This window comes from Erythrobacter litoralis (assembly GCF_029760855.1).
GTDB lineage: Bacteria > Pseudomonadota > Alphaproteobacteria > Sphingomonadales > Sphingomonadaceae > Qipengyuania > Qipengyuania litoralis_A.
Window position 1 is genome coordinate 564,101 of sequence record NZ_SOSI01000001.1, and the last position, 20,420, is coordinate 584,520.

The 20,420-nt window shown below is 60.1% G+C and carries 18 protein-coding genes and 1 tRNA gene; 13 read left to right on the forward strand and 6 right to left on the reverse strand.

The window, feature by feature from the left end; translation table 11 throughout:
* Positions 1-117 precede the first annotated feature (117 nt).
* Positions 118-208, reverse strand: a tRNA-Ser gene (locus E3U23_RS02560).
* Between the two features lie 269 nt (positions 209-477).
* Here E3U23_RS02560 and E3U23_RS02565 point away from each other — a divergent pair.
* Together E3U23_RS02565 and E3U23_RS02570 are read left to right on the forward strand one after the other, a co-directional pair.
* A complete protein-coding gene (locus E3U23_RS02565) occupies positions 478-1,509 on the forward strand; it encodes a peptidylprolyl isomerase (protein ID WP_279349614.1) in 1,032 nt (343 codons plus the stop codon).
* A 1,403-nt stretch (positions 1,510-2,912) separates the two neighbouring features.
* Positions 2,913-4,076 (forward strand): tyrosine-type recombinase/integrase, encoded by a 1,164-nt coding sequence (locus E3U23_RS02570; protein WP_279349615.1) that lies wholly within the window; start codon positions 2,913-2,915, stop codon positions 4,074-4,076.
* A gap of 211 nt (positions 4,077-4,287) precedes the next feature.
* On the opposite strand, the gene E3U23_RS02575 is transcribed toward E3U23_RS02570, so the two are convergent.
* Positions 4,288-4,962, reverse strand: a complete 675-nt coding sequence (locus E3U23_RS02575; protein WP_279349616.1) for a TetR/AcrR family transcriptional regulator — start codon at positions 4,960-4,962, stop codon at positions 4,288-4,290.
* 189 nt (positions 4,963-5,151) lie between these two features.
* On the opposite strand from E3U23_RS02575, the gene E3U23_RS02580 reads away from it, so the two are divergent.
* From E3U23_RS02580 to E3U23_RS02600, 5 genes are all read left to right on the forward strand, one after another.
* Positions 5,152-6,438 carry a spinster family MFS transporter gene (locus E3U23_RS02580; RefSeq protein ID WP_279349617.1) on the forward strand — a complete coding sequence of 429 codons (1,287 nt, stop codon included), beginning with the start codon at positions 5,152-5,154 and terminating at the stop codon, positions 6,436-6,438.
* 72 nt (positions 6,439-6,510) lie between these two features.
* A complete protein-coding gene (locus E3U23_RS02585) occupies positions 6,511-8,823 on the forward strand; it encodes a TonB-dependent receptor (RefSeq protein ID WP_279349618.1) in 2,313 nt (770 codons plus the stop codon).
* Between the two features lie 7 nt (positions 8,824-8,830).
* Positions 8,831-10,486 (forward strand): carboxylesterase/lipase family protein, encoded by a 1,656-nt coding sequence (locus E3U23_RS02590; protein ID WP_279349619.1) that lies wholly within the window; start codon positions 8,831-8,833, stop codon positions 10,484-10,486.
* The gene (locus E3U23_RS02595) at positions 10,483-12,051 is read left to right on the forward strand and encodes an AMP-binding protein (protein WP_279349620.1); all 1,569 of its coding nucleotides are present in this window, start codon (positions 10,483-10,485) and stop codon (positions 12,049-12,051) included. Before E3U23_RS02590 ends, E3U23_RS02595 begins: the two co-directional genes overlap by 4 nt.
* Before the next feature lie 41 nt (positions 12,052-12,092).
* Entirely contained in the window at positions 12,093-13,049 is a 957-nt protein-coding gene (locus E3U23_RS02600; RefSeq protein WP_279349621.1) for an extracellular catalytic domain type 1 short-chain-length polyhydroxyalkanoate depolymerase, read from the forward strand.
* 243 nt (positions 13,050-13,292) lie between these two features.
* Here the strand turns inward: E3U23_RS02600 and E3U23_RS02605 are convergent, their stop codons facing one another.
* Positions 13,293-13,976: a winged helix-turn-helix transcriptional regulator gene (locus E3U23_RS02605; RefSeq protein ID WP_279349622.1), complete on the reverse strand. Its 684-nt coding sequence runs from the start codon at positions 13,974-13,976 to the stop codon at positions 13,293-13,295.
* Between the two features lie 80 nt (positions 13,977-14,056).
* On the opposite strand from E3U23_RS02605, the gene E3U23_RS02610 reads away from it, so the two are divergent.
* Genes E3U23_RS02610 through E3U23_RS02635 form a run of 6 tightly spaced genes read left to right on the forward strand, consistent with a single transcriptional unit; the run spans position 14,057 to position 17,352 of the window.
* The gene (locus E3U23_RS02610) at positions 14,057-14,470 is read left to right on the forward strand and encodes a VOC family protein (protein ID WP_279349623.1); all 414 of its coding nucleotides are present in this window, start codon (positions 14,057-14,059) and stop codon (positions 14,468-14,470) included.
* Between the two features lie 28 nt (positions 14,471-14,498).
* Positions 14,499-14,855 carry a DUF1428 domain-containing protein gene (locus tag E3U23_RS02615; protein WP_279349624.1) on the forward strand — a complete coding sequence of 119 codons (357 nt, stop codon included), beginning with the start codon at positions 14,499-14,501 and terminating at the stop codon, positions 14,853-14,855.
* A 3-nt stretch (positions 14,856-14,858) separates the two neighbouring features.
* Positions 14,859-15,206, forward strand: a complete 348-nt coding sequence (locus E3U23_RS02620) for a VOC family protein (protein ID WP_279349625.1) — start codon at positions 14,859-14,861, stop codon at positions 15,204-15,206.
* The gene (locus E3U23_RS02625) at positions 15,206-15,862 is read left to right on the forward strand and encodes a glutathione S-transferase family protein (protein ID WP_279349626.1); all 657 of its coding nucleotides are present in this window, start codon (positions 15,206-15,208) and stop codon (positions 15,860-15,862) included. The genes E3U23_RS02620 and E3U23_RS02625 overlap by 1 nt, the downstream gene beginning before the upstream one ends.
* On the forward strand, positions 15,855-16,658 hold the full coding sequence (locus E3U23_RS02630) for a VOC family protein (RefSeq protein ID WP_279349627.1): 804 nt from the start codon (positions 15,855-15,857) through the stop codon (positions 16,656-16,658). Before E3U23_RS02625 ends, E3U23_RS02630 begins: the two co-directional genes overlap by 8 nt.
* A gap of 1 nt (position 16,659) precedes the next feature.
* Positions 16,660-17,352, forward strand: coding sequence for a dihydrofolate reductase family protein (locus E3U23_RS02635; RefSeq protein ID WP_279349628.1), 693 nt, complete (start codon positions 16,660-16,662; stop codon positions 17,350-17,352).
* 171 nt (positions 17,353-17,523) lie between these two features.
* Here the strand turns inward: E3U23_RS02635 and E3U23_RS14330 are convergent, their stop codons facing one another.
* The 3 genes from E3U23_RS14330 to E3U23_RS02645 all read right to left on the reverse strand — a co-directional run bounded on the left by E3U23_RS14330 (position 17,524) and on the right by E3U23_RS02645 (position 20,097).
* A complete protein-coding gene (locus E3U23_RS14330; protein WP_431732648.1) occupies positions 17,524-17,745 on the reverse strand; it encodes a VOC family protein in 222 nt (73 codons plus the stop codon).
* Positions 17,746-18,070: 325 nt separating this feature from the next.
* Positions 18,071-19,702, reverse strand: coding sequence for an SDR family oxidoreductase (locus E3U23_RS02640; protein ID WP_279349629.1), 1,632 nt, complete (start codon positions 19,700-19,702; stop codon positions 18,071-18,073).
* Between the two features lie 140 nt (positions 19,703-19,842).
* A complete protein-coding gene (locus E3U23_RS02645; protein ID WP_279349630.1) occupies positions 19,843-20,097 on the reverse strand; it encodes a thiol-disulfide oxidoreductase DCC family protein in 255 nt (84 codons plus the stop codon).
* Between the last annotated feature and the right edge of the window lie 323 nt (positions 20,098-20,420).

Sequence of the window (20,420 nt, forward strand, 5' to 3'; positions counted from 1 at the left end):
CAAGCGACATTTAGATCGTCAACTATTTTGAAGTCGCTGGTAGATACTGTGAATCACAGCGAACACTATTCGAGAGATCGTAATAGATTACCCTGAAGCGATGGATAAGAGAGGCCATGGCGGAGCGGGTGGGATTCGAACCCACGATACGGGGTTACCGTATACACACTTTCCAGGCGTGCGCCTTCGACCACTCGGCCACCGCTCCGCATTTCAGCCGCGCCGGCGCATATGCTGCGCGGGCGCTTGCCTGCTTGGCTGAACGCGCGCCTCTAGCGAGGTTGCGGGGATGGCGCAAGCGATGCGACGAACGGTCGAACCCGCCTTTATGACCGCCGTTTCTCCGACGACCCGTCTCGATGGCGCTCCACGGCCCGGCATTCCCGGCGAACGCTATCCGGAAAGCCCCTGTCCGCACGGCACAATGCGTGGAAAGGGGCTTTTGCTTGCGGGCGGGGCGTGGCACCTTCGCCCGCGATGAAAACGCACCTCACCTGCCTCGCCGTGTGTCTCTCGCTCTCCACCGCCGTTTTCGCGCAAGATGCGCCGGATGCGCCGCCCAGCCCCAATGAGATCGTCGCCGAGGCGCTTCCGGAGGAATGGACGTCCATCGCGCCGGAAGACCTGCTGGTCATGACCCTCGCGGATGCGGCGGACGGGTCGGCGCGCGAGGTCGTGATCCAGCTCATGCCCCCGCCCTTCAGCCAGGGGTGGGTGGTGAACATCCGCACCCTCGCCCGCGCAGGCTGGTACGACGGAATTAGTGTCAACCGGGTGCAGGACAATTACGTCGTTCAGTGGGGCGATCCGAATTACGACAACCCGGAAGCGGACGGGGAGGCGAAGCCGCTGCCGGAGGGGCTGCGGGTGATGGGGGAGGACGAGTATACACAGGAGCTTCCCAAGCCTGATACGGGCCGCGAGACACCCAATTTGCACCGTATGAAGCGCCGTGATGCTTACGCTGGGTTTGTTTCTCATCGCAATGGTTGGCCGATCGCGATGACCACAACCCTCCTTCCCCCGCCAATACGTTTGACGGAAGACCCCCCGTTTTCTTTAGACGAGCGATCGCAGCCATTGGAGCAAGCATGGCCCGTCCACTGCTATGGCATGGTCGGCGTCGGGCGGAGCCTCTCGCCCGATACGGGCAGCGGCGCCGAGCTTTACACCGTGATCGGCCACGCCCCTCGCCATCTCGACCGCAACATCGCGCTGATCGGGCGGGTGGTCGAGGGGATCGAGCATCTCTCGTCCCTCCCCCGCGGCAAGGGCACATTGGGTTTTTACGAGGACACAGCCAAGCGTGTGCCCATCCGCTCCATCCGCGTCGCCAGCGAGTTGCCTGCCGATCAGCGACCCAGGTTCGAGTACCTTTCGACCGAAGGCGAGACCTTCGCCCGCTACGCCGAGGCCCGCGCCAACCGCCGCGACCCGTTCTTTATAGTGCCTGCAGGCGGGGCGGACATCTGCAACATTCCGGTGCCCGTGCGCCGGGTAGGAGAGTAGGACAGTCCTAAGCGAGCCTCACAAAAATGCTCGAGACCGTCTCCGTCGCACTCCGCTTCGTAATTGTTACAATTTTTTAGGAATTTTTCGAGCCGATAACTGCATTTCGGTAAGCAATACCATTGCGGACGTTCGACAGACTGCGACGTGACCGTAACGCAAGCGCAAGGTAACCGCGCTTCGCCGACCACATCAAAGGCCGAGGGTTCCGATAACATCACCATACTTTTCATGACCGCAGCGGGAGTGCCGCAACATTTCCGCGCCGACATGAGGAAATCGACGCCTTAATTATCGAAAGCCGACATCGAGAAAATTGTATATCCAAAATACCCTCTCCCCATGGAGTTAAGAGCTCCCATGGTGCGGCATTCTCCATTCCCTGAAAGACTCTGTGCTCAGTTCGATCTGATCGTCGCCTGCTTATTCGAAGAGAACGAAGCTACACGTCATCTTCACCTCGATCGACCACGCGACCGTCCTCCGGCACAAACCGAAAAATCTCCAGCGACTGTTCATTGGCTTACTGGGCGGTGCATTGAGATCTATCGCAACCGAATTCTTCAGCGTTGAGTACACAACGCTTCAACGTCTCAGAGCGCCGGCCAACAACGTGCACAAATGGCCGAAGGTGGCCGTAAGGCCAGCCGATGAATTTAAAGGCTTTAAGGCAACCTTTACAAAGGGAGCGGTTCAGATGCGTGAAGAGCACAGAGAACCTATTGCCGGCTCACGCAGAGTTTAGCCGTGCGAACGATGCCTTTAAGTCACTCGTGCTTCTCAAGTAGCCTTCTGACGCGCGGACTTGACGCTGCACGCCTTTTCTAACACCGTTCACGGCGGGCCTTCACGGCACGAGGGTGAACTCCCGCCATCTCTCGATCAGGCTGAACCGCCCGTTCATCGTGTCGACCAGGCGACGAGATAGTTCGCCTAGAATGGCGGGGTTGTCTGCGCCGTATCGCGGCTTAGCTGACCAACCTAATGAATGACCGCATCCGGGATCGCCGCGGACATATTAGATTAGGACGCAAAGCGGACGCGAATTGCATAACGTGCGATATGGGGAGTGGCTCAGAGTCTGCCTACTATATGCTTACGGTTATGCGCACCAAAAACCCCGCTGTAAGTAGCAAGGCGAGCTGTCCCAATAGCGTCGATGGTTCTGTGGTTGCGGGGGTTGGATTTGAACCAACGACCTTCAGGTTATGAGGGCTTCACTGTCTTAATACCGTTGAATACTGGCTCTTACGCTTAGGCCCTTAATTTCAACAGGTTAGATTGACTGTCGAACGGATTTGGGACTGTGTGTCTACGCACGGTTTCGCCATGCTTTGCTCCCGCCTGCTTCCTATTTGCTTACGGGTCGGGGCTCGAAACCGCTACTGGTAACAGGAGGCGTAATGGCCAAGCTCACTAAGCGCATGATAGAATCGCTTGAACCAGCCGACAAAGATTACTTTGTCTGGGACGGGGACCTCTCGGGCCTCGGTGTCCGGATCTTTCCAACAGGACGCAAACAATTTGTACTGCAATATCGCTACGGTCGCACATCACGACGGATGAGCTTGGGACGCTTTGGCGCGATAACACCAGACCAAGCACGCGGCCTTGCTCTCGAGGCGATGGTAAAAATCCGCCAAGATATCGATCCCATGGCCGAAAAGCGCGCTAAGCGCACCGCCCTCACCGTTCGCGAACTCGCAGATCGCTTCGATGAGGAGCATATCGCGATCCACCTGAAGGCCAGCACGGCTAAGGAGTACCGCCGCAACCTTAAGCTCTTCATTCTACCGGCCATCGGTCACTTGCGGATCGTCGATGTTACCCGAGCCGATATTGCAAAGTATCATCACGACTGGCGGCACCGTCCCTACCAAGCCAACCGCAATCTCGAGATCATCTCAAAGATGTTCAATTTGGCTGAACTCTGGGGATTGCGACCGGACGGTACCAACCCTCGGCGGCACATCAAAAAATACCCAGAGAAGAAGCGCGAACGCTATTATTCAGCAGGAGAACTGCAGTCCATCGGTCGTGTGCTCGGCGAAATGGAAGAAGAGCGGATTGAGCTCCCCTCTGCCATCGCCGCTGTTCGACTCCTGCTTTTCACCGGATGCCGTCTGAATGAAATCATGACGCTTAAATGGGAATACGTCGACATCCAGAGCAAACTGCTCCGCCTTCCCGACAGTAAGACTGGTGCGAAGGAAATCCATCTTGGCAATGCTGCGCTCGCCGTTTTGGAGAAGATCACTCCCGCAGCCGATAACCCTTTTGTGATCGAAGGTCGCAATCCCGGCGCCCACCTCACCGATCTCCAGCCGTTCTGGCAGCGCTTGCGTGGCCGAGCAGGTTTAAAGAATGCTCGAATTCATGACCTGCGCCACACTTATGCCTCGGTTGCTGTCAGCCACGGTCAAAGCCTACCGATGATTGGGAAGCTCCTCGGCCATACACAGGTTCAGACGACAGCACGGTACGCCCATTTAGCAAACCAGCCGGTGCTCCAAGCAGCAAATGATGTGTCCGACTTGATAGCGAAGAGCCTAGATCCGAAGGGGTGACCAGTAGTCCCAGTTTAAATTTGGGACCGGCGGGGTCCGCTTTGCGCCCCAATTGAGACATTAGAGCGGTTGGCGACGCCACCCGAAAGCCGTCGTTCGTTCAGGACTAATTGAAAGGCAATTATGGCCTCAAACAAAGGGCTTTAAACAGTTTGTGCCCTGCGCTCGGAGCAAACACCAAGCCTACGTCATAGCGAACTCAGGGGCCAGCTTACCGTGCGCAGATTTCGCGAATTCCTGCTGCCATGAAGTCTGCCATTCGAGCTTTTATGGCAGGGAAATCGTCAGATCGGCAAAGACCCTCGGAAAGCTTGTCGATCCGGCCCGTGCGCGCGAGCGTTAGCATCAAAGCGCCGGTGGTGAAATGGTAGCCCCAGAAGATGTCTTCCTCGGCCGCATCGGGTAGCGCTTTCTTCAGCAATCCGATCAGTCTGAGCACCAGCGGATCGAAATGCTCGTCCATCAATTCCGCGCCCCACTCGGGGGTGTTCGAGACCTGCGCGCCGAGCTTGGCGTAATTCTGCCACCCGGGTCCGCCTTCAATATAGGTATCGAGATCGGTGTCGAGGAACGCGTGCAACGCACCTTCTACGGTCACATCGTCACCAACGGCGGCCTCATATTCATCGAGCGCTCGCTGACGACGCTCGCTGGTAACGACTGCACGCCGTGCGAATACCGCATCGAACAGGGCTTTCTTGTCGTCGAAGTAATAGTTGAGCAGGGTATGATGGACGCCGACCTGCTTGGCGACATCCTTTAACGTCACGCCATGCAATCCATGCTGGGAGAATTGCTCTTCGGCAGCATCGTAGATCTGCTCGAGCGTCTCAGCACGCTGTTCCGCCTTGCGCGAGCGCCGAACCGGCTTCTTGACTGTACCCATCCCGTTCTCCCTCCCGACAAAGCGGCGCCACGTCAACAACGCTAACACGAAAACATTCACACACAAGAGAGCGTATATTGACAGAAGGCGGTTTCGGGTGTCAAACGAGTCGCAGAAAAGAATGGGAGAGAGATGGTGCAGCAAGTCGAGATCGGCGGAGGCGCGCCTGCGTTTGCGACCAAAAGAAAGATGCGACGGCCGGGGGTTGTGCTGACCGCGCTTACTGTCGTCTACATCCTGAACTTTCTCGATCGGCAACTGCTCGGCATTCTGGCGAAGCCGATCCAGGACGAATTACAAATCACGGACGGCCAGCTCGGACTGATCGGCGGGTTGTACTTCGCGATGTTCTACTGCTTCATCGCCATTCCGGTAGGCTGGTTGGCCGACCGTACGAACCGCGTCGGCGTCCTGTCGATCGCATGCGGTATCTGGAGCGCTGCGACGATCGCCTGCGGACTTGCCCGCACCTATCCGCAATTGGTCGTTGCACGAATGGCGGTGGGCTTCGGAGAGGCAGGCGGGGTTCCACCGTCTTACGCGCTCATCACCGATACTTTTCCGGCCGGGAAGCGGGGTTTCGCGTTCGGAATATTCAATCTCGGGCCTCCGATAGGGGCGGCGCTGGGCATCGCGCTGGGTGCAACCATTGCTGCGGTATTCGACTGGCGCGACGCTTTCATCGCGATCGGCGTGGTGGGTCTTATAACGGCTACGGCGCTTCCCTTTCTCATTCCCGAGCCGAAGCGAGGTGCGACGGATGAGATGGATGTCGACAGCAAACCGGAAGCCGCACCGTTCTGGACGACCGTCCGCGCATTCTTCGCCAATCCCGTCCTGACTTTGGCTGCGCTTGGAAGCGGAGCGACTCAATTCGTTACCTATGGGCTCGGCAATTTCGCGGTGTTGTTCCTCATGCGCGAGAAGGGGATGACGCTGTCCGAGATCGCATTCTGGTACGCTTTGGCGATAATCGTCGGAATGGGCGGCGGCATGATCGCATCGGGCAAGCTGATCGACCGGTTGAGCAGGCGATCCCGCACGACGTTCGCCACCGCGCCCGCTGCCTCGCTCGCCGTCGCAGCGCCTTTCTATCTCGGTTTCGTCTGGGCACCGTCATGGGAACTTGCCCTCGGTCTCCTCACCATCGTGATGTTCTTCAATTATTTCTATCTCTCCTGTTCCATTACGCTGGTGCAGGAAGAGGTCTCGCCCAACCAGCGGGTTCTTGCAGGAGCGCTCCTCCTGCTGGTGATGAATTTCATCGGTCTGGGTCTGGGGCCGACGTGGGTCGGAGCGGCCAGCGACTGGTTCGCAGCAAGGGGCAGCATCGCCAATTCCCTGCAACTCGCTTTGTACACGCTGACGCCGTTCTACGCGATCGCCATCGCCCTTTTCGTGATGCTCGCAAGAGCGATCCGATCAGCAGATATGCGACTTCATAAAAACACTCTCGCACATGAGAGTGAAGGTTGACACACCAGTGAATTAGTAGTTTCTGTGCATGGATCGACGCCGGAGATGCGTCGCGATTCGGGGAGAGAAAGTATGAAGAGCAGCCTGCTCGTTTCAGTTGCTGCCGTGGCCGTTCTGTGGAGCGGAACCGCGACTGCACAGTCCCAAACCGCCAGCACGAGGGCGCCCGACGATTCCCAGCAGGAAGATGTGATCGAGGACATTTCGCCGGCTGCCGAAGCCGTCGACGAAGACTCCGTCATCATTGTTACCGCGACCCGACGCGAAGAGCGCCTGCAGGACGTTCCGTTGTCGATCACCGCGTTCCAGCAGGAAGCGATGAGCGAGAAGGGTCAGGTCGGATACGAAGATCTGGCACGTGAAACACCGGGCGTGGTGGTCAACAAGCCCACGGCCAATTTCAATAACTTTACCGCCCGCGGCATCGCCACGAACGGGTATGGCGCCAACCTTGCCAGCAATGTCGCCATCTACATCGACGAGCTACCGATCTCGGCGAACGGCAACTCGACCATTCTTGACCCCTCGCTGTTCGATGTCGAGCGCGTCGAGTTCCTCCGCGGTCCGCAGGGCACCCTGTTCGGTGCGAACTCGTTGGCAGGTGCGATGCGCATTATCACGAATGCGCCCGATCCGGACCGGTTCGAAGCTTCGGCTCTGGTCGATTTTGGCCTGACCGACGACGATGCTTTCCGCCAGCGCTATAACGGTATGGTCAACATTCCGATCGTCGATGGTCGGCTGGCTTTCCGCGGGGTCGGTTTCTATCGCCACGAGGAAGGCTGGGTCGACAATGTCGGAACGGGCATCGACAACGCGAATACGCTGAAATCCTATGGCGGACGCGCTTCCCTTCTCGGTGAACCCTTCGACGGCGTTACCGTTCGTGCGACCCTGATCCACGAGAACAGCAAGCCGGAAGATTCCGGGCTCACCAATCCGCTGCTCGGAACCTATGTCCGGCGTTCCGACCGACCGGACCGGTTCTGGGCGAAGCTGACCAGCGCGAACCTAACGGTGGATGCCGATCTCGGCTTCGCCAATCTCACGAGCTCGTCGACCTACGCCACGTTCGATCAGCTTTTCGTGGTCGATCTCGCCGGGACGTTCGCGCAGGCGTTCCCGTTCGCGCTTGATGCCTTCGCCTATGACGATATCTTCGTTCAGGAAACGCGACTGGCATCGCAGGGCGGCGGCAATTTCGACTGGCTGATTGGCGGGTTCTATTACGACAAGCGACGCGACGTCGATTACAACTACCGCTCGCGGCAGGAATTCCTCGATGCGCACGGGCTTACTGGTCTGCCGGGCGAGGTGTACAATCAGTTCGGCGTCCATATCAATTCGAGCGAGCTCGCTGGATTCGGCGAATTGACCTACCGGTTCTCCGATGCATTCTGGGTCACCGGTGGCGTACGCTATACCTCCAACGAAACACAGGGCTTTACCGAGGAGGGCGGCTACAACAGCAATTATCTGGTCGCAGGCATCGTTGGGTTGAGCGATATCCCTTTAACGGTGACGCCAATCCCGGAAGCGGAAGGGCGCAAGCTGACGGATGGTCAGTGGTCCTACAAAGCCAGCGTATCCTTCAAGCCGGTCGAGAGTACCACTGCCTATGCTACGATCTCCACCGGATTCCGCAGCCCGGTCGTCAACGCGAATGCCGGACGGGTCAGCGTCGTCAATCCAAACGATCTGGTCATCCCCCCAGGCGCCGAATCCGACGATCTGACCAATTACGAGATCGGTGTGAAGGGCAGTTGGCTTGACGGTAAACTGTCCGCCGCGATAGCCGCCTATTATATCGACTGGAAGAACATCCAGGTGCAGGTCAACCGCACCTCCGACCAATTACAGTTCGCGACGAATATTGGTGCGGCGGTCAGCAAGGGTATCGAATTCGAACTGGCAGTTCGTCCGATGCCGGGCCTCAGCCTGCTCGCCAATGGTTCGATAAATGATGCAAAGATTACCGAGCTGACGGAGCAGGAAGCGGCCATTTCTGGCGCATTGGAGGGCCTGCAACTGTCGGGGCCGGACTTCCAGGGGTCGGCTACAGCACGATACGATTTTCCGATCGGCGACGATACCGATGCCTTCGTGTCCGGCACGATCCAGCATGTCGGAAGCTTCCCGGGTCTGTTTCCAAATCTGCCAGGTAATCCCGCTGTCCGTAATCCGGTTTTCGACTTTACTGACTCCTACGAAGTGGTGAACCTGCTTGCCGGAGTGGAGCTCGGCGCGGCGAAGATAACCGCCTACGTCGAGAATCTGCTCGATGCCGACGACATCACCTACGTCCATCCCGAATCATTCTTCGACAGCCGTTACGCCCGCCTGCGTCCGCGCACATTCGGTGTGCGCATCGGCTACGATTTCTAGGCTCGACATGACGATCCTGAAAGCCAGCCTGCTAACAGCTGCACTAGTGGCGGTGACAGGGTGCGCAAGCCTCCCGTCACCTTCACCGAACGGACCGCTCGCCGAAGCGCCCGCTGGAGCGTTCCGCGGAATACGCGATGGCGGCGTGCGTATCTGGCGCGGCATTCGCTATGCCGAGGCACCGACCGGCGACCTGCGCTGGAAGCCGCCTGTCGCGATGGCAGATGCGATCGGGGAGGTAACGGCGACGCAATTCGGCGATGCCTGCGTCCAGCCGGAGGCCCGCGCCGACCTTACGAAGATCTACTTCGACGATCCCGGGCCGCTGAGCGAGGATTGCCTGTCGCTCAATGTCTGGTCTCAAGAAGGGATTGGCAATGCACCGGTCCTCGTCTGGATCCACGGCGGTGCGCTGGTCAGCGGATCGAGCAGTCTTGGCATGTACAACGGCGCGCACCTTGCGCGAAAGGGCGCGGTCGTCGTCTCGATCAACTACCGGCTCGGCGTTCTCGGCTTCCTAGCCCATCCTGCGCTGAGCGCGGAATCGCCCGATGGGGTCTCAGGTAATTACGGCTTGCTCGATCAAGTGGCGGCGTTGCGTTGGGTGCAGCGGAACATTGCCGCATTCGGCGGCGATCCCGGGAACGTAACGATCGCTGGGGAATCGGCCGGTGGGCTGAGTGTCATGTATCTTTTGGCTTCACCCGAAGCGCGTGGCTTGTTCGACAAGGCGATCGCCCAAAGCGCCTACATGGTCTCGGTGCCGGGTTTAAGCGAGACACTGAACGGTCAACCGCCAGCGGAGGCGGTCGGTATGGCCGTGCAGCAGGCGGTCGGCGCGGCAGATCTAAGGGCTATGCGGATATTGCCGGCGGAGGAACTGGTGGCGAACGCGCCTTCTGCAGGTTTTTATCCGCAGGCTACCGTGGACGGGAACGTCCTGCCGCATCAGATCACCGACATTTTCGATGAAGGACAGCAGGCCGCCGTGCCGTTGCTGGTCGGTTTCAACGATGGCGAGACTCGGTCGCTGCGTAGCCTCGTTCCGCCCGTTCCCAAAAGCACGGACGAATACGAGAACGCGATCGAACGCGTATACGGCAGTGAGGCGACACGCTTTCTAAAGCTGTACCCAGCCTCGGACCTGCAAGAAAGCATTCTCGCTGCGCCTCGGGATGCCTTGTACGGATGGACTGCGCAGCGCATGGCAGAGGCACAGCGGCGGGTGGGTTCGACTGCCTATTTCTACCTGTTCGACCATGGCTATCCCGCAGCGGATCAAGCCGGCTTGCACGCCTTTCACGCATCTGAAATTCCTTACATGTTCGGGACTATTCACGAAACCGCGCCTGCTTGGCCCGCCATCCCGCAAACGGCTGATGAGCGCGCGTTTTCCGACGCCATGATGTCGTACTGGCTCTCCTTCGCCCGCACGGGCATCCCGCGTGCGGAAGGAGGACCTGACTGGCCAACCTTCGATGAGAGCAAGCGATACATGCTGTTCGCCGATGTACCCGCCGTCGCGCGCGACCCCCTGGGCGATCGCTTCGCTCTCTATGAAGAAACGGTTTGTCGGCGACGCGCCGATGGGTCGGTCCCGTGGAACTGGAATGTCGGCATCGCTGCGCCGCCGATGAGCCCCGCGAAAGAGCAATGCCGATGACTCCGGGAAGCCTGCAATCCTATGGCCTGACGGTCGACAAGTTCCTCGACCACGCAGCCAAATGGCATCCCAAGGCGGAAATCGTAACCGCGGGTGAGGACGGTGCTGTCGATCGCGCCGGGTATGAAGATGTGCGGGCCCGTTCGCAGGGTTTATCGGCTCGACTGGCGGAACTGGGTATTGGTTACGGCGATACGGTCGCGACGCTAGCATGGAACAGCCGTGCGCATGTCGAGACGTGGTTTGCGATCATGGGGATGGGGGCCGTCTGTCAGACGCTCAATCCCCGCCTCACTGCATCCGTGTCCGCCGCCATGGTGCGCCAGGCGGGCGTACGCCTCTTGGTTGCAAGCGCGGACCTCGCCGACCTCGCCCGCAACATTGCGGAGGATGCGTCCGAAATAGAAGCGGTCCTCATCATCGATGGTGCGCAGGCGACCTTGCCCCCGTTCGAAGCTCTGGCCGATGCCAGGATTGATTGGGGCGATTTCGACGAACTATCGCCGTGCGGCCTGTGCTTTACTTCCGGTACGACAGGTGACCCCAAGGGCGTCACATACACGCATCGAGGCAATTACCTCCATACGTTACGCTTGTTGCAGGCCAACGTGGCAGCGATCTGCGCGAGCGATGCGGTGCTGGTCGCCGTTCCTATGTTTCACGCGAATGCATGGGGCTTGCCCTTCGCCGTACCTGCGGTGGGCGGCAAACTCGTGCTGCCGGGTAGGCACCTCGACGGGGAAAGTCTCGCGCGCCTGATCTGCTCGGAAGCCGTCACAATTGCAGTGGGCGTTCCCACCGTATGGTTGGCATTGTTCGATCATCTCGATGCGCATGCTCTCGAGATTCCGTCGCTCCGGCGCATTATGGTAGGCGGTGCGCCGATGCCCCAAGCATTGATGGAGAGGATTGAGAGACGCGGGATCGAAGTTCAGACGACGTGGGGCATGACCGAGCTTTCGCCACTCGGCACTGCAACGCCGCCTGGCGATAAAGATCGCAATCCGTTAACAGCAGGCCAACCGGCTTTCGGGGTGGATCTTCTCGTTACGGACGAGAACGGAGAGCCGCTCAAACGGCAGCGGGAAGCCGAAGGTCACTTGTGGGTTCGCGGCCCCTCTGTCGTGGATCGGTATTTCGGTCAGACGGAAAAGGCGACACGCGGCGGCTGGTTCGCAACGGGCGATCTTGCGCGCATCGACAGCGCCGGCAACCTTACGCTGACCGGACGTTCGAAAGACCTCATCAAATCGGGCGGAGAATGGATCAATCCTGCGCAGATCGAGGCGGCAGTCACCGCACACCCCGATGTCGCGATGGCTGCCGTAATAGGACGCGAAGATCCCAAGTGGGGTGAACGCCCCATCCTGCTGATCGAACCGGTCGAAGGTCGTTCGCCGAGTGATGCGGACCTGCTGTCACGTATTCGCGAAACCTGTCCGAGCTGGTGGTTGCCGGACGAGATCATCGCGATGAACGCCGTTCCGCTCGCCGCGACAGGTAAGATCGACAAATTGACACTACGCCGGGAATTTGGCCGGAAGCCCGTCGAGGTGGAGCGCTGAAAAGACGACTATACAAAACACGAGCCCAAGGGAGAAGGGTCATGATAGGTCTGTTCAAGAAGGTTTTGGCCGCAGCGGCTTTTACGTCGCTTATGGCTGCGACACCGATCGCACAGGCAGCAGCGCTGACAAAAGTCACCGGGTTCGGTTCCAATCCTGGCAACATCCTAATGTACGAGTATATTCCGGCGAACTTGACAGCCGGCCGCCCCCTCGTGGTCGTTCTTCACGGCTGTGCGCAGAAGGCGGCCGATATGGATAGCGAAACGGGTTGGACCAAGTGGGCCGATCAAATGGGCTTCGCGTTGCTTTTCCCGCAGCAGCAGAGCGCAAACAATAGCAGCAATTGCTGGAATTTTTTCGTCAGGGGCGACTATCAGCGCGGTGCCGGCGAACCGCTCTCGATCAAGCAGGGTATCGACCGGGCGGTCGCATTGCATGGGCTCGACGAACGGCGGGTCTATATCACGGGGCTCAGTTCGGGCGCAGCCATGACCAACGTCATGCTGGCAACCTATCCGGATGTGTTCAAAGCCGGTGCGCCAGTCGCTGGGGTGCCGTTCAAATGTGCGACTACGGTCGGCTCATCGCTATTGTGCAACACAGGCACGGTGACCAAGACATCCGAGCAATGGGGCAATCTGGTACGCGGCGCGACGAACTGGTCCGGCCCATGGCCGCGCGTATCGATCTGGCATGGAACGAACGATCTCACCGTCAATATCGCCAACCTCCAAGAGACCATGGAGCAGTGGACGAACGTGCACGGTACGAACCAGGCAGCCGACACCACCGATACGGTAAGTGGCTACCCTCACAGGGTTTACCGGAACAGTAACGGAATGGCCGTAGTCGAGACCTTCACGATCAGCGGCATGGGTCACGGTCAGCCCGTCGATCCCGGAACCGGTACAATGCAATGCGGCGCGGCGACCGGATATAACCTCGATGCTGGCATTTGCGCATCGTACAACATTGCGCGGTGGTTTGGTCTTTGAAGCGCACATAATTGTAATTGCGTCTCTGGCGAGTAGGTCGCCATTGAATTGATTGCGGATGATTGGGCGAGCGAAGGCCGGTTTGCTTAACACCTAGATAGAAGCAATCAGCCTGCCTCAAGCCCAATTAGAGACCGGCTGCAAAGCGCCCCATATTAGCCGTTCCAGCTAATGAATGAAGTACTCGAAAGCGGACACTCGATGAACGACTACGTCAATCCCCCTCAAATTTTTCAACCAAATTTAGCCGATCTGTTCCGGCAGATCGAACAATGTCATGAAGCGGCGGGCAGCCTCGCGGTTGCCCGTCATCTCCACGCCTACGTCCAACGCTGGCATTCCTAGATAGACCATCGCGGCGAGCGGCGAAGCCTCGGGGGCGCTGAACACCGCATCGGTATCGACTGGTTCTTCGCGCTTTACGGTGAACGCCCTGTCGGCAACTGTGCCGGTGAAGACCGCATCGGGGAAGCGGAAGCCGAAGCGTGCATGCCAGTGGCCTGCCTTGGCTGCATCAAACATGGTGCGGAGCGACAGCATAAAGCTGACGGGGGACAGAGGCAGTGTTGGATCATGCGCTTCCGACATCGCGGCCCATCGCCCAAGCTCCTGAATCAGGGGCTCGGCTCGGTAACCCCAGGGCGTCAACTCGTAGACTTGCGCGGCAGCGGGCGGTGGCAGCTTGCGGCGCGCCAGCACGCCCGCATCCGCAAGGCCGGCCAACCGCTCTGTCAGCACCTTGGCCGAGATGCCGGGCAGGCTGGTCCGCAGATCGGAAAAGCGGCGCGGTCCGAACATCAGTTCGCGAATGATTAGAAGTGCCCAACGCTCCCCGACAAGCTCCATTGCGAAGGCGGTTCCACAGGCATCGCTATACCATTTGCCATGTTTCGCCTTAGTCGGTTTTGTTACTTCTCGTAAGTCCATTGTTGCTTTATGTAACTTATTAGGGCAGCTTTAACAAGAGTCGAGTCGCAGACCTGGCCCAGATCCTTGAAAGGATGCTAATGACCAAGATGATCTTCGTGAACTTGCCCGTTGGTAATGTACTGCAATCGACCGCCTTCTACGAGGCTTTGGGCTTCGAGAAGAATGATGCCTTCTCCAACGAACAGGCAAGCGCGATGGTCTGGTCCGATGCAATCAGCGTGATGCTGCTGGATTATGCGTTCTATGCCACATTCACCGACAAGCCGATCGCCGACACTCGCGCAACAAGCGCCGTGCTCAATTGCCTGTCGTTCGACGACAAGCGGGCTGTCGACGCCTTCCACGCTGCGGCAAAAAACTCGGGCGGCAGCGAACCCCGCGCCATCAAGGATCAAGGCTTCTTGTACGGCGGTGCCATTGAGGATCCCGACGGTCACACTTGGGAAACGATGTGGATGGACAAGGACTGGGCCCCGCCTGCAGCCGACTGAACAAGAACTCAAAAGGGGAGATACACCGATGACCTATGTAAACGGATTCGTCCTGGCCGTGCCCGAAGGCAGTAAGCAGGCTTACATCGACACTGCTGAGAAATTCTGGACGCTGGCCAAGGAGTTCGGCGCGCTGAGCCAGATCGAGTGCTGGGAAGCGGACGTGAAAGATGGTCACACTACCGACTTCCGCATGGCGACCAAGGCGCAGGACGGTGAGAAGATCGTCTTCAGCTGGGTCACCTGGCCCGACCGCGAAACGGCCAAAGCGGCAGAAAAGCGAATGATGGAAGACCCGCGGATGGAAGATTTCGGCGCGATGCCGTTCGACGGAAAGCGCATGATCTACGGCGGCTTCGAAACCGTTGTCTACAAGCGGGCCTGAGCGATGGACGTTGCCAACGTCTTCGTCTCGCTAGGCGTGGAGGACCATGCTGCCGGCTGCGACTGGTGGAGCACGGTTCTGGGGCGCAGACCCGACCGCCGCCCGATGCCGAGTTGCTGCGAGTGGGACCTGACGGACAGGGTGCTGTTCCAGGTGCTCGACAATCCGAAGAAAGGCGCGGTCGACACTGTATCGCTGCGCCTTCCGGACCTGGAGAGCGAGATCGAGCGGCTCCGCGCCGTCGGCATCGCGGTCGGTGAACCGCAGGCCGTCCCCGGCTTCGCCACCTTGCGTATCGCCACCCTCGCCGATCCCGACAGCAACACGCTCAACCTGCTGGGAGGGGAATGATGTCCGCCGATCCCGTCACCATCTGGACCTACGACTGGGTGCCCGACATGCCGCGCGGTTTCGTGCGCGACATCCGGCTGCGCTGGGCGTGCGAGGAGGCGGGCATTCCCTATCGCATCGCCAGCGTGCCCTTCGACGGGCGCGAGACGAACCATCTCGATCGCCAGCCCTTCGGCCAGGTACCGATGCTGGAGGATGGCGCCATCCGCCTGTTCGAGAGCGGGGCGGGCCTGATCCATCTCGGCGGCAAGAGCGAGACGCTGATCCCGCCGGACGAGAAAGCCCGGGCCGAGGTTACTCAATGGACCTTCGCCGGGCTCAACACGCTCGAGATGGTCACGATGCCTTGGGTCGTGCTGCAATGGTCGAAGGAAGACGTGCCCGCGATCACCGGCTGGCTCGACAACCGGCTGGCGCAGATGGAGGCGGTGCTGGGAGCGCGCGACTGGCTGGTGGGGGACGGCTTTACCCTCGCCGATCTCGTCATGGCCGATGTCCTGCGCGTCGATCTGGTCCGCAAGCACGGGACGCGCCCGGCGAGCGAGGCCTACATCGAACGCATGACGGCCCGCCCCGCCTTCCGGAAGGCGCACGCCGACCAGCTCGCCCATTTCGAAAAGGCCGACGAAGCCCGCGAGGAGAAAACCGATGACTGATCCCGATACCGGCGCCTTCATCTGGTACGAGTTGATGACGCCCGACGCCGATGCCGCCAAGATGTTCTACGACGCGGTGATCGGCTGGGACATCGCCCCGCGCGTCGCGAGCCAGGGCGATATGGACTACCGCATGATCCTGCGTTCCGACGGCGGCATGGCGGGCGGCGTCCTCGCCCTCTCGCAGGAAATGCAGGACGGCGGCGCCCGGCCCGCGTGGTACGGCTACGTCCACGTCGCCGATGTCGATGCGGCAAAGCAGGCGTTCGAGGCGGCGGGCGGCACGGTCCATTTCGATCAGACGATGGAAGGCGTGGGCCGCATGGCGCTGGTCACCGACGGGCAGGGCGCGCCGCTCTATGTCATGACCCCCACCCCGCCCGCGGACGATCCCGACGCGCGCAGCGACGTGTTCGATTACGAGAAGGCGCAGCATGTCCGCTGGAACGAGCTATCCACGACCGATCAGGACGGGGCCATTGCCTTCTACACCGACCTGTTCGGCTGGCGTCAGGACGGCGCAATGCCGATGCCGGGAATGGTCGATTACAAGTTCCTCTATCGCGGCGAGGGAATGATCGGCGCGGTGATGGAAAAGCCGCCCGGCATGCCGCAGTCGAACTGGGTCTATTCGATCGGTGTCGACGCCATCGACCGGGCGGTCGCGGCCGTGACGGACGGCGGTGGCCAGCTCGTCCACGGACCGCACCAGATCCCGGGCGGCGAGTTCAGCGCCGTCTGCACCGATCCCCACGGTGTCGCCTTCGGCCTCGTCGGCCCGCGCAAGGAGGACTGAGATGGACAAGACGGCCATGGCGCGCAAGATCACCGGTGCCGCGTTCCTGTCGCTCGACGGCGTGATGCAGGCTCCCGGCGGCCCGACCGAGGACCCCACAGGCGGTTTCGCGGAAGGCGGCTGGGTCTTCAGGCTGTGGGACGAACAGGTCGGCGAGACGCTGGGGCAGCTGTTCTCGGGTGCCTACGACCTGCTGCTCGGCCGCCGCACCTACGACATCTTCGCCGCCTACTGGCCCTATGCCGAAGAGCCGGAGAACCGGCCGATGCGCGACGCCTTCGACGCGGCGAACAAATACGTGTTCACCCGCGGCGACCAGCCGCTCGAATGGCAGAACAGCCACCGGGTGACGGGGGTCGACGATGTCGCGCTGCTCAAGGCCGAACCGGGCGCCGACATCATCATCCAGGGATCGAGCACGATCTACCCCGCCCTCCTGGAGGCGGGCCTGATCGACGAACTCATCACCATGACCTACCCCGTGATCTTGGGCCGCGGCAAACGCCTGTTCGGCGCCGGCACCCCGGTCACGAAACTAGAAATGACCGACCACCACGTCACCAGCCAGGGCGTCGTGGTCGCCCACTGGAAGCCGGGCGGAGACCTGCCGCCTTATCCCAACGAAGCGCCGATCGCCGCGACCAGCGACCGCGAGGTCGCGCGGCGCAGGCGCATCGAGGATGGTACATGGTGAGCGGCCTCGGCCTTACTCTTGGCAGAGCGTACCGAAATCTGACTTATTCAGCGGTCGATCGTCGACACACGGTCGACCGCTTTGAAGCATCCGCTTCGCGCAGTCGGACGGCCGGAATTGGGGTGGGAAGCGGTCAGAAAGGTTTGAGCTACCGGACTGGCTGAGCTGACTTTAAAAATATGGTTCTGCGCTTAGTCGCTGAGAAACCCACCAGATATTCCCGGATGGATCGCGGACGCCACCCTGCCTATCGCCGTATGGCATAATTTCAGCGTCCATTATTTTCTCGGCGCCCGCTTTAAGTGCTCTCTCCATCGACGCATCGGCGTCTTCAACATGGAGATAAAAAGCACCCGAACTTGCAGGAAACTGTTCTGACGCCTCACTTACCATGATCGTTGCGGTGTCGAACCTCAACTGACAATTAGCGATGCGCCCGTTGGGAGCCGTACTTCTGCCGATCTCGATCGCATTGAACGCAGCTTCGAGAAACTCGACATATTTTTCGCCGCCATCGAAAAAATATACGGGGTAACGACCGCAAAGCCTTGTGGAACATGCATATCGTCTCTCCTTGATGAGAGGATGCTCCCGTCGGCTTTTACGATCAAGGCGCTAAATGATGATCGTCCGCAATCCGGTCGCGAACCTATCGTCCGCTAGTGCTGGGGCAAACGCTGAAAGCGGACAGTCCGCCAACGGCCCAAGAAGGGCCGTCCTAGCGCATCTTCTGTTCTAACCAACCACGATAGTGCACCAGCCTGCCAATCAGTGGCAAGGATATGGGGACGTCGAAATAAAAACGTCCTTTCTCTTCCCACTCCGACGCCAGCGATCGCGGAGCGAGGACGAGCGGCAAAGGTATGCCGAATGCCGACCAGCCTTTCATCTCCATTGTCAAACCATTAATATTAGTGGGCAGATCGAACAGAAAGCGTAGCGGGCCGAACCGCTCGGACAGTATACCGTTGTGCATGCCCAAGAAGCTTCGAAAGCTGTCTTGCCCGAACTTGCGGGTCCACCGCTCGCCCGTAGCGTCCTCTGCAAAGGTAACGTGGAGCGGATAATGCCCCGCGCGAGGAAAACCCACGATGCGTGCAATCAATCCCCCCAGCGGATTCGCTGCGCCAGTGACTTGTGCTTTTCCTGTGGCACCACCGTCGCGGAAAGTGGAATGCATCGCACGGACGGACGGGGGCAGCCGATGGAAGCGATCTCCCATCACACACGCATAAAGAGGCGGCGGGAGGATGCGTTCTGTCCGCGCCTGAGCGGTGGAGAGTTTAGCAAACGCCGCAGCGTAGTCGTCCAGGGTCAGCGCATCGCCGGCATCGTGCGCGCCGATCGGCATTTCGCCCGCCCGCATCTTCGCAACTAAAGGCACGACGGCAAGCGTAGGGATTTCCGGCCCGTCGCCATCCTCGGCGATCAAGGTCCAGCATCGTTCGATGCGCTTGCTTCCGGCCATCCCGAATAGCTTCACCATCATCGCCGAACGATCACTGCCAAGCCAGGCAGTCAGCCGCTGAAACGGCAGCAGCCAGCGGGCCAGCGGTGCGAGGCTGGCTATCCAGCCCCAGCGCACCGGCCATGATAACAGCCAGAGTATGGCGTTCTGAAATGCCAGCTCACCACCGGCCCGAAACTCCACCGTAGGCCCGCCCGGCAAACGACTGGGCAACAGCGCCACGTCGGGCACGTCGACCAATGCGACGAGGCGCCGGTTCAGTGGCTTCCGTCCCGCGATGCTGAAATCCTGCCGGCGCGGCTCCTGCCAGCCATGCACGCCTGTCCACTGTTTCCCGCGCCAGAGACGAAAGGGCTGGCCGACCTGGCCAATGATCGCTGCGGCCACCGACCCGCCAGCTGTTGCGCGATTGGAGGCACTGATCGCTATGCAGACCTGCGATACGGTGTCGAGCCCTTCGGCCAGATCGCGGACAATCGCTCCCGAGAGGGCAGGAACGCTCGACGCGCCCGAGAATACCGCAACACCCGCCGCCTTCGCCTCGGCATCGAGCGCTGCGATGGCGGTCACGAACGCCGTGCTGTCGGCTATGTCGCAATAATGCACTCCGGCCGCGATCGCTGCGCGCGGCACGGCAAGGTCCATCTCCTGAAACGGACCGGATGCATCGACCACGATGGCAGGCCGCCACTTCGACAAACCTTCGGAAATGTCATCGCGGCCCATTCGCGCGGGCATCAGTCCGGCTTTTCCCGCGCAGAATGCCTCCGCCTTTGCGAGCGATCGGCCAGCCACAATCACTTCGTGGCCCGCCCTTACCAGCCGGCGGCTGATCCGCCCGCCAAAACCGCCATAACCGCCGAGGACCAGAACGCGCGTCACAGCAGCCGGTCCGCCCAGCGAGGATCAGGCACGAAGCACTCTTCGTTGCGCCCGAACAGGCGGTAGCGATTGCGCGCGACCCAGCGATAGATCGGATCGCGCAGCCAACGGGGGGCAATTCGGGCCGCCGTCAGCGCGCGTCAGGGCCAGCCCAGGTTCGACCAGATCGCGATGACCGCGTCGCTATCGCGCAAGACGGTTTCATTATCGACGACGATCAGCGTTTCGGGGTTTGCCGGATCGACACCGCAGCGCTCGAGAATGGCTGCGCCCACCTCGCCCTGCATCGCAGCAAGCCGGAAATGACCGTAGCGGTCGTTGCGCAGAACAAAACGGGCGTTGGCCGAGCATAGAACGCAATGACCATCGAATACTATGACCGGCTTATCAAGCACCGCAGGAAGTCCTTCAGTTGTCGGAGAAGCTCAGAGACGGGAACGCGTTGGCGACCAGTTCCGCGACCATTGCCGCCCGTATCCGTGGGGCTGCTACGAGACAAAGGCACCACAAGACAATCACGCACGGAGGGATCACGGAGTTGTTCGCGTGATAAACTCATGCATAGAGCTCGCATGCCGCCTAAAAATGAGAAAGATTATGACGCGATTGTAAGATGGTTCTGTACCGCGGAGCAATTGCTCGTCGATGCTCATCATTGCCATACGGCTTATGCTCGGACAGAGTTTCTCCGCGAGGTCAGAGCCGCACTAGAAAACGG

Excerpts from the sequence above, each read along its gene's own strand:
- E3U23_RS02580 (WP_279349617.1), top strand. The coding sequence starts at position 5,152 with ATGCGACGGCCGGGGGTTGTGCTGACCGCGCTTACTGTCGTCTACATC.
- E3U23_RS02610 (WP_279349623.1), top strand. The coding sequence starts at position 14,057 with ATGACCAAGATGATCTTCGTGAACTTGCCCGTTGGTAATGTACTGCAA.
- E3U23_RS02635 (WP_279349628.1), top strand. The coding sequence starts at position 16,660 with ATGGACAAGACGGCCATGGCGCGCAAGATCACCGGTGCCGCGTTCCTG.
- E3U23_RS02625 (WP_279349626.1), top strand. The coding sequence starts at position 15,206 with ATGTCCGCCGATCCCGTCACCATCTGGACCTACGACTGGGTGCCCGAC.
- E3U23_RS02605 (WP_279349622.1), bottom strand. The coding sequence starts at position 13,976 with ATGGACTTACGAGAAGTAACAAAACCGACTAAGGCGAAACATGGCAAA.
- E3U23_RS02620 (WP_279349625.1), top strand. The coding sequence starts at position 14,859 with ATGGACGTTGCCAACGTCTTCGTCTCGCTAGGCGTGGAGGACCATGCT.
- E3U23_RS02630 (WP_279349627.1), top strand. The coding sequence starts at position 15,855 with ATGACTGATCCCGATACCGGCGCCTTCATCTGGTACGAGTTGATGACG.
- E3U23_RS02575 (WP_279349616.1), bottom strand. The coding sequence starts at position 4,962 with ATGGGTACAGTCAAGAAGCCGGTTCGGCGCTCGCGCAAGGCGGAACAG.
- E3U23_RS02590 (WP_279349619.1), top strand. The coding sequence starts at position 8,831 with ATGACGATCCTGAAAGCCAGCCTGCTAACAGCTGCACTAGTGGCGGTG.
- E3U23_RS02595 (WP_279349620.1), top strand. The coding sequence starts at position 10,483 with ATGACTCCGGGAAGCCTGCAATCCTATGGCCTGACGGTCGACAAGTTC.
- E3U23_RS02600 (WP_279349621.1), top strand. The coding sequence starts at position 12,093 with ATGATAGGTCTGTTCAAGAAGGTTTTGGCCGCAGCGGCTTTTACGTCG.
- E3U23_RS14330 (WP_431732648.1), bottom strand. The coding sequence starts at position 17,745 with ATGGTAAGTGAGGCGTCAGAACAGTTTCCTGCAAGTTCGGGTGCTTTT.
- E3U23_RS02570 (WP_279349615.1), top strand. The coding sequence starts at position 2,913 with ATGGCCAAGCTCACTAAGCGCATGATAGAATCGCTTGAACCAGCCGAC.
- E3U23_RS02615 (WP_279349624.1), top strand. The coding sequence starts at position 14,499 with ATGACCTATGTAAACGGATTCGTCCTGGCCGTGCCCGAAGGCAGTAAG.
- E3U23_RS02565 (WP_279349614.1), top strand. The coding sequence starts at position 478 with ATGAAAACGCACCTCACCTGCCTCGCCGTGTGTCTCTCGCTCTCCACC.
- E3U23_RS02585 (WP_279349618.1), top strand. The coding sequence starts at position 6,511 with ATGAAGAGCAGCCTGCTCGTTTCAGTTGCTGCCGTGGCCGTTCTGTGG.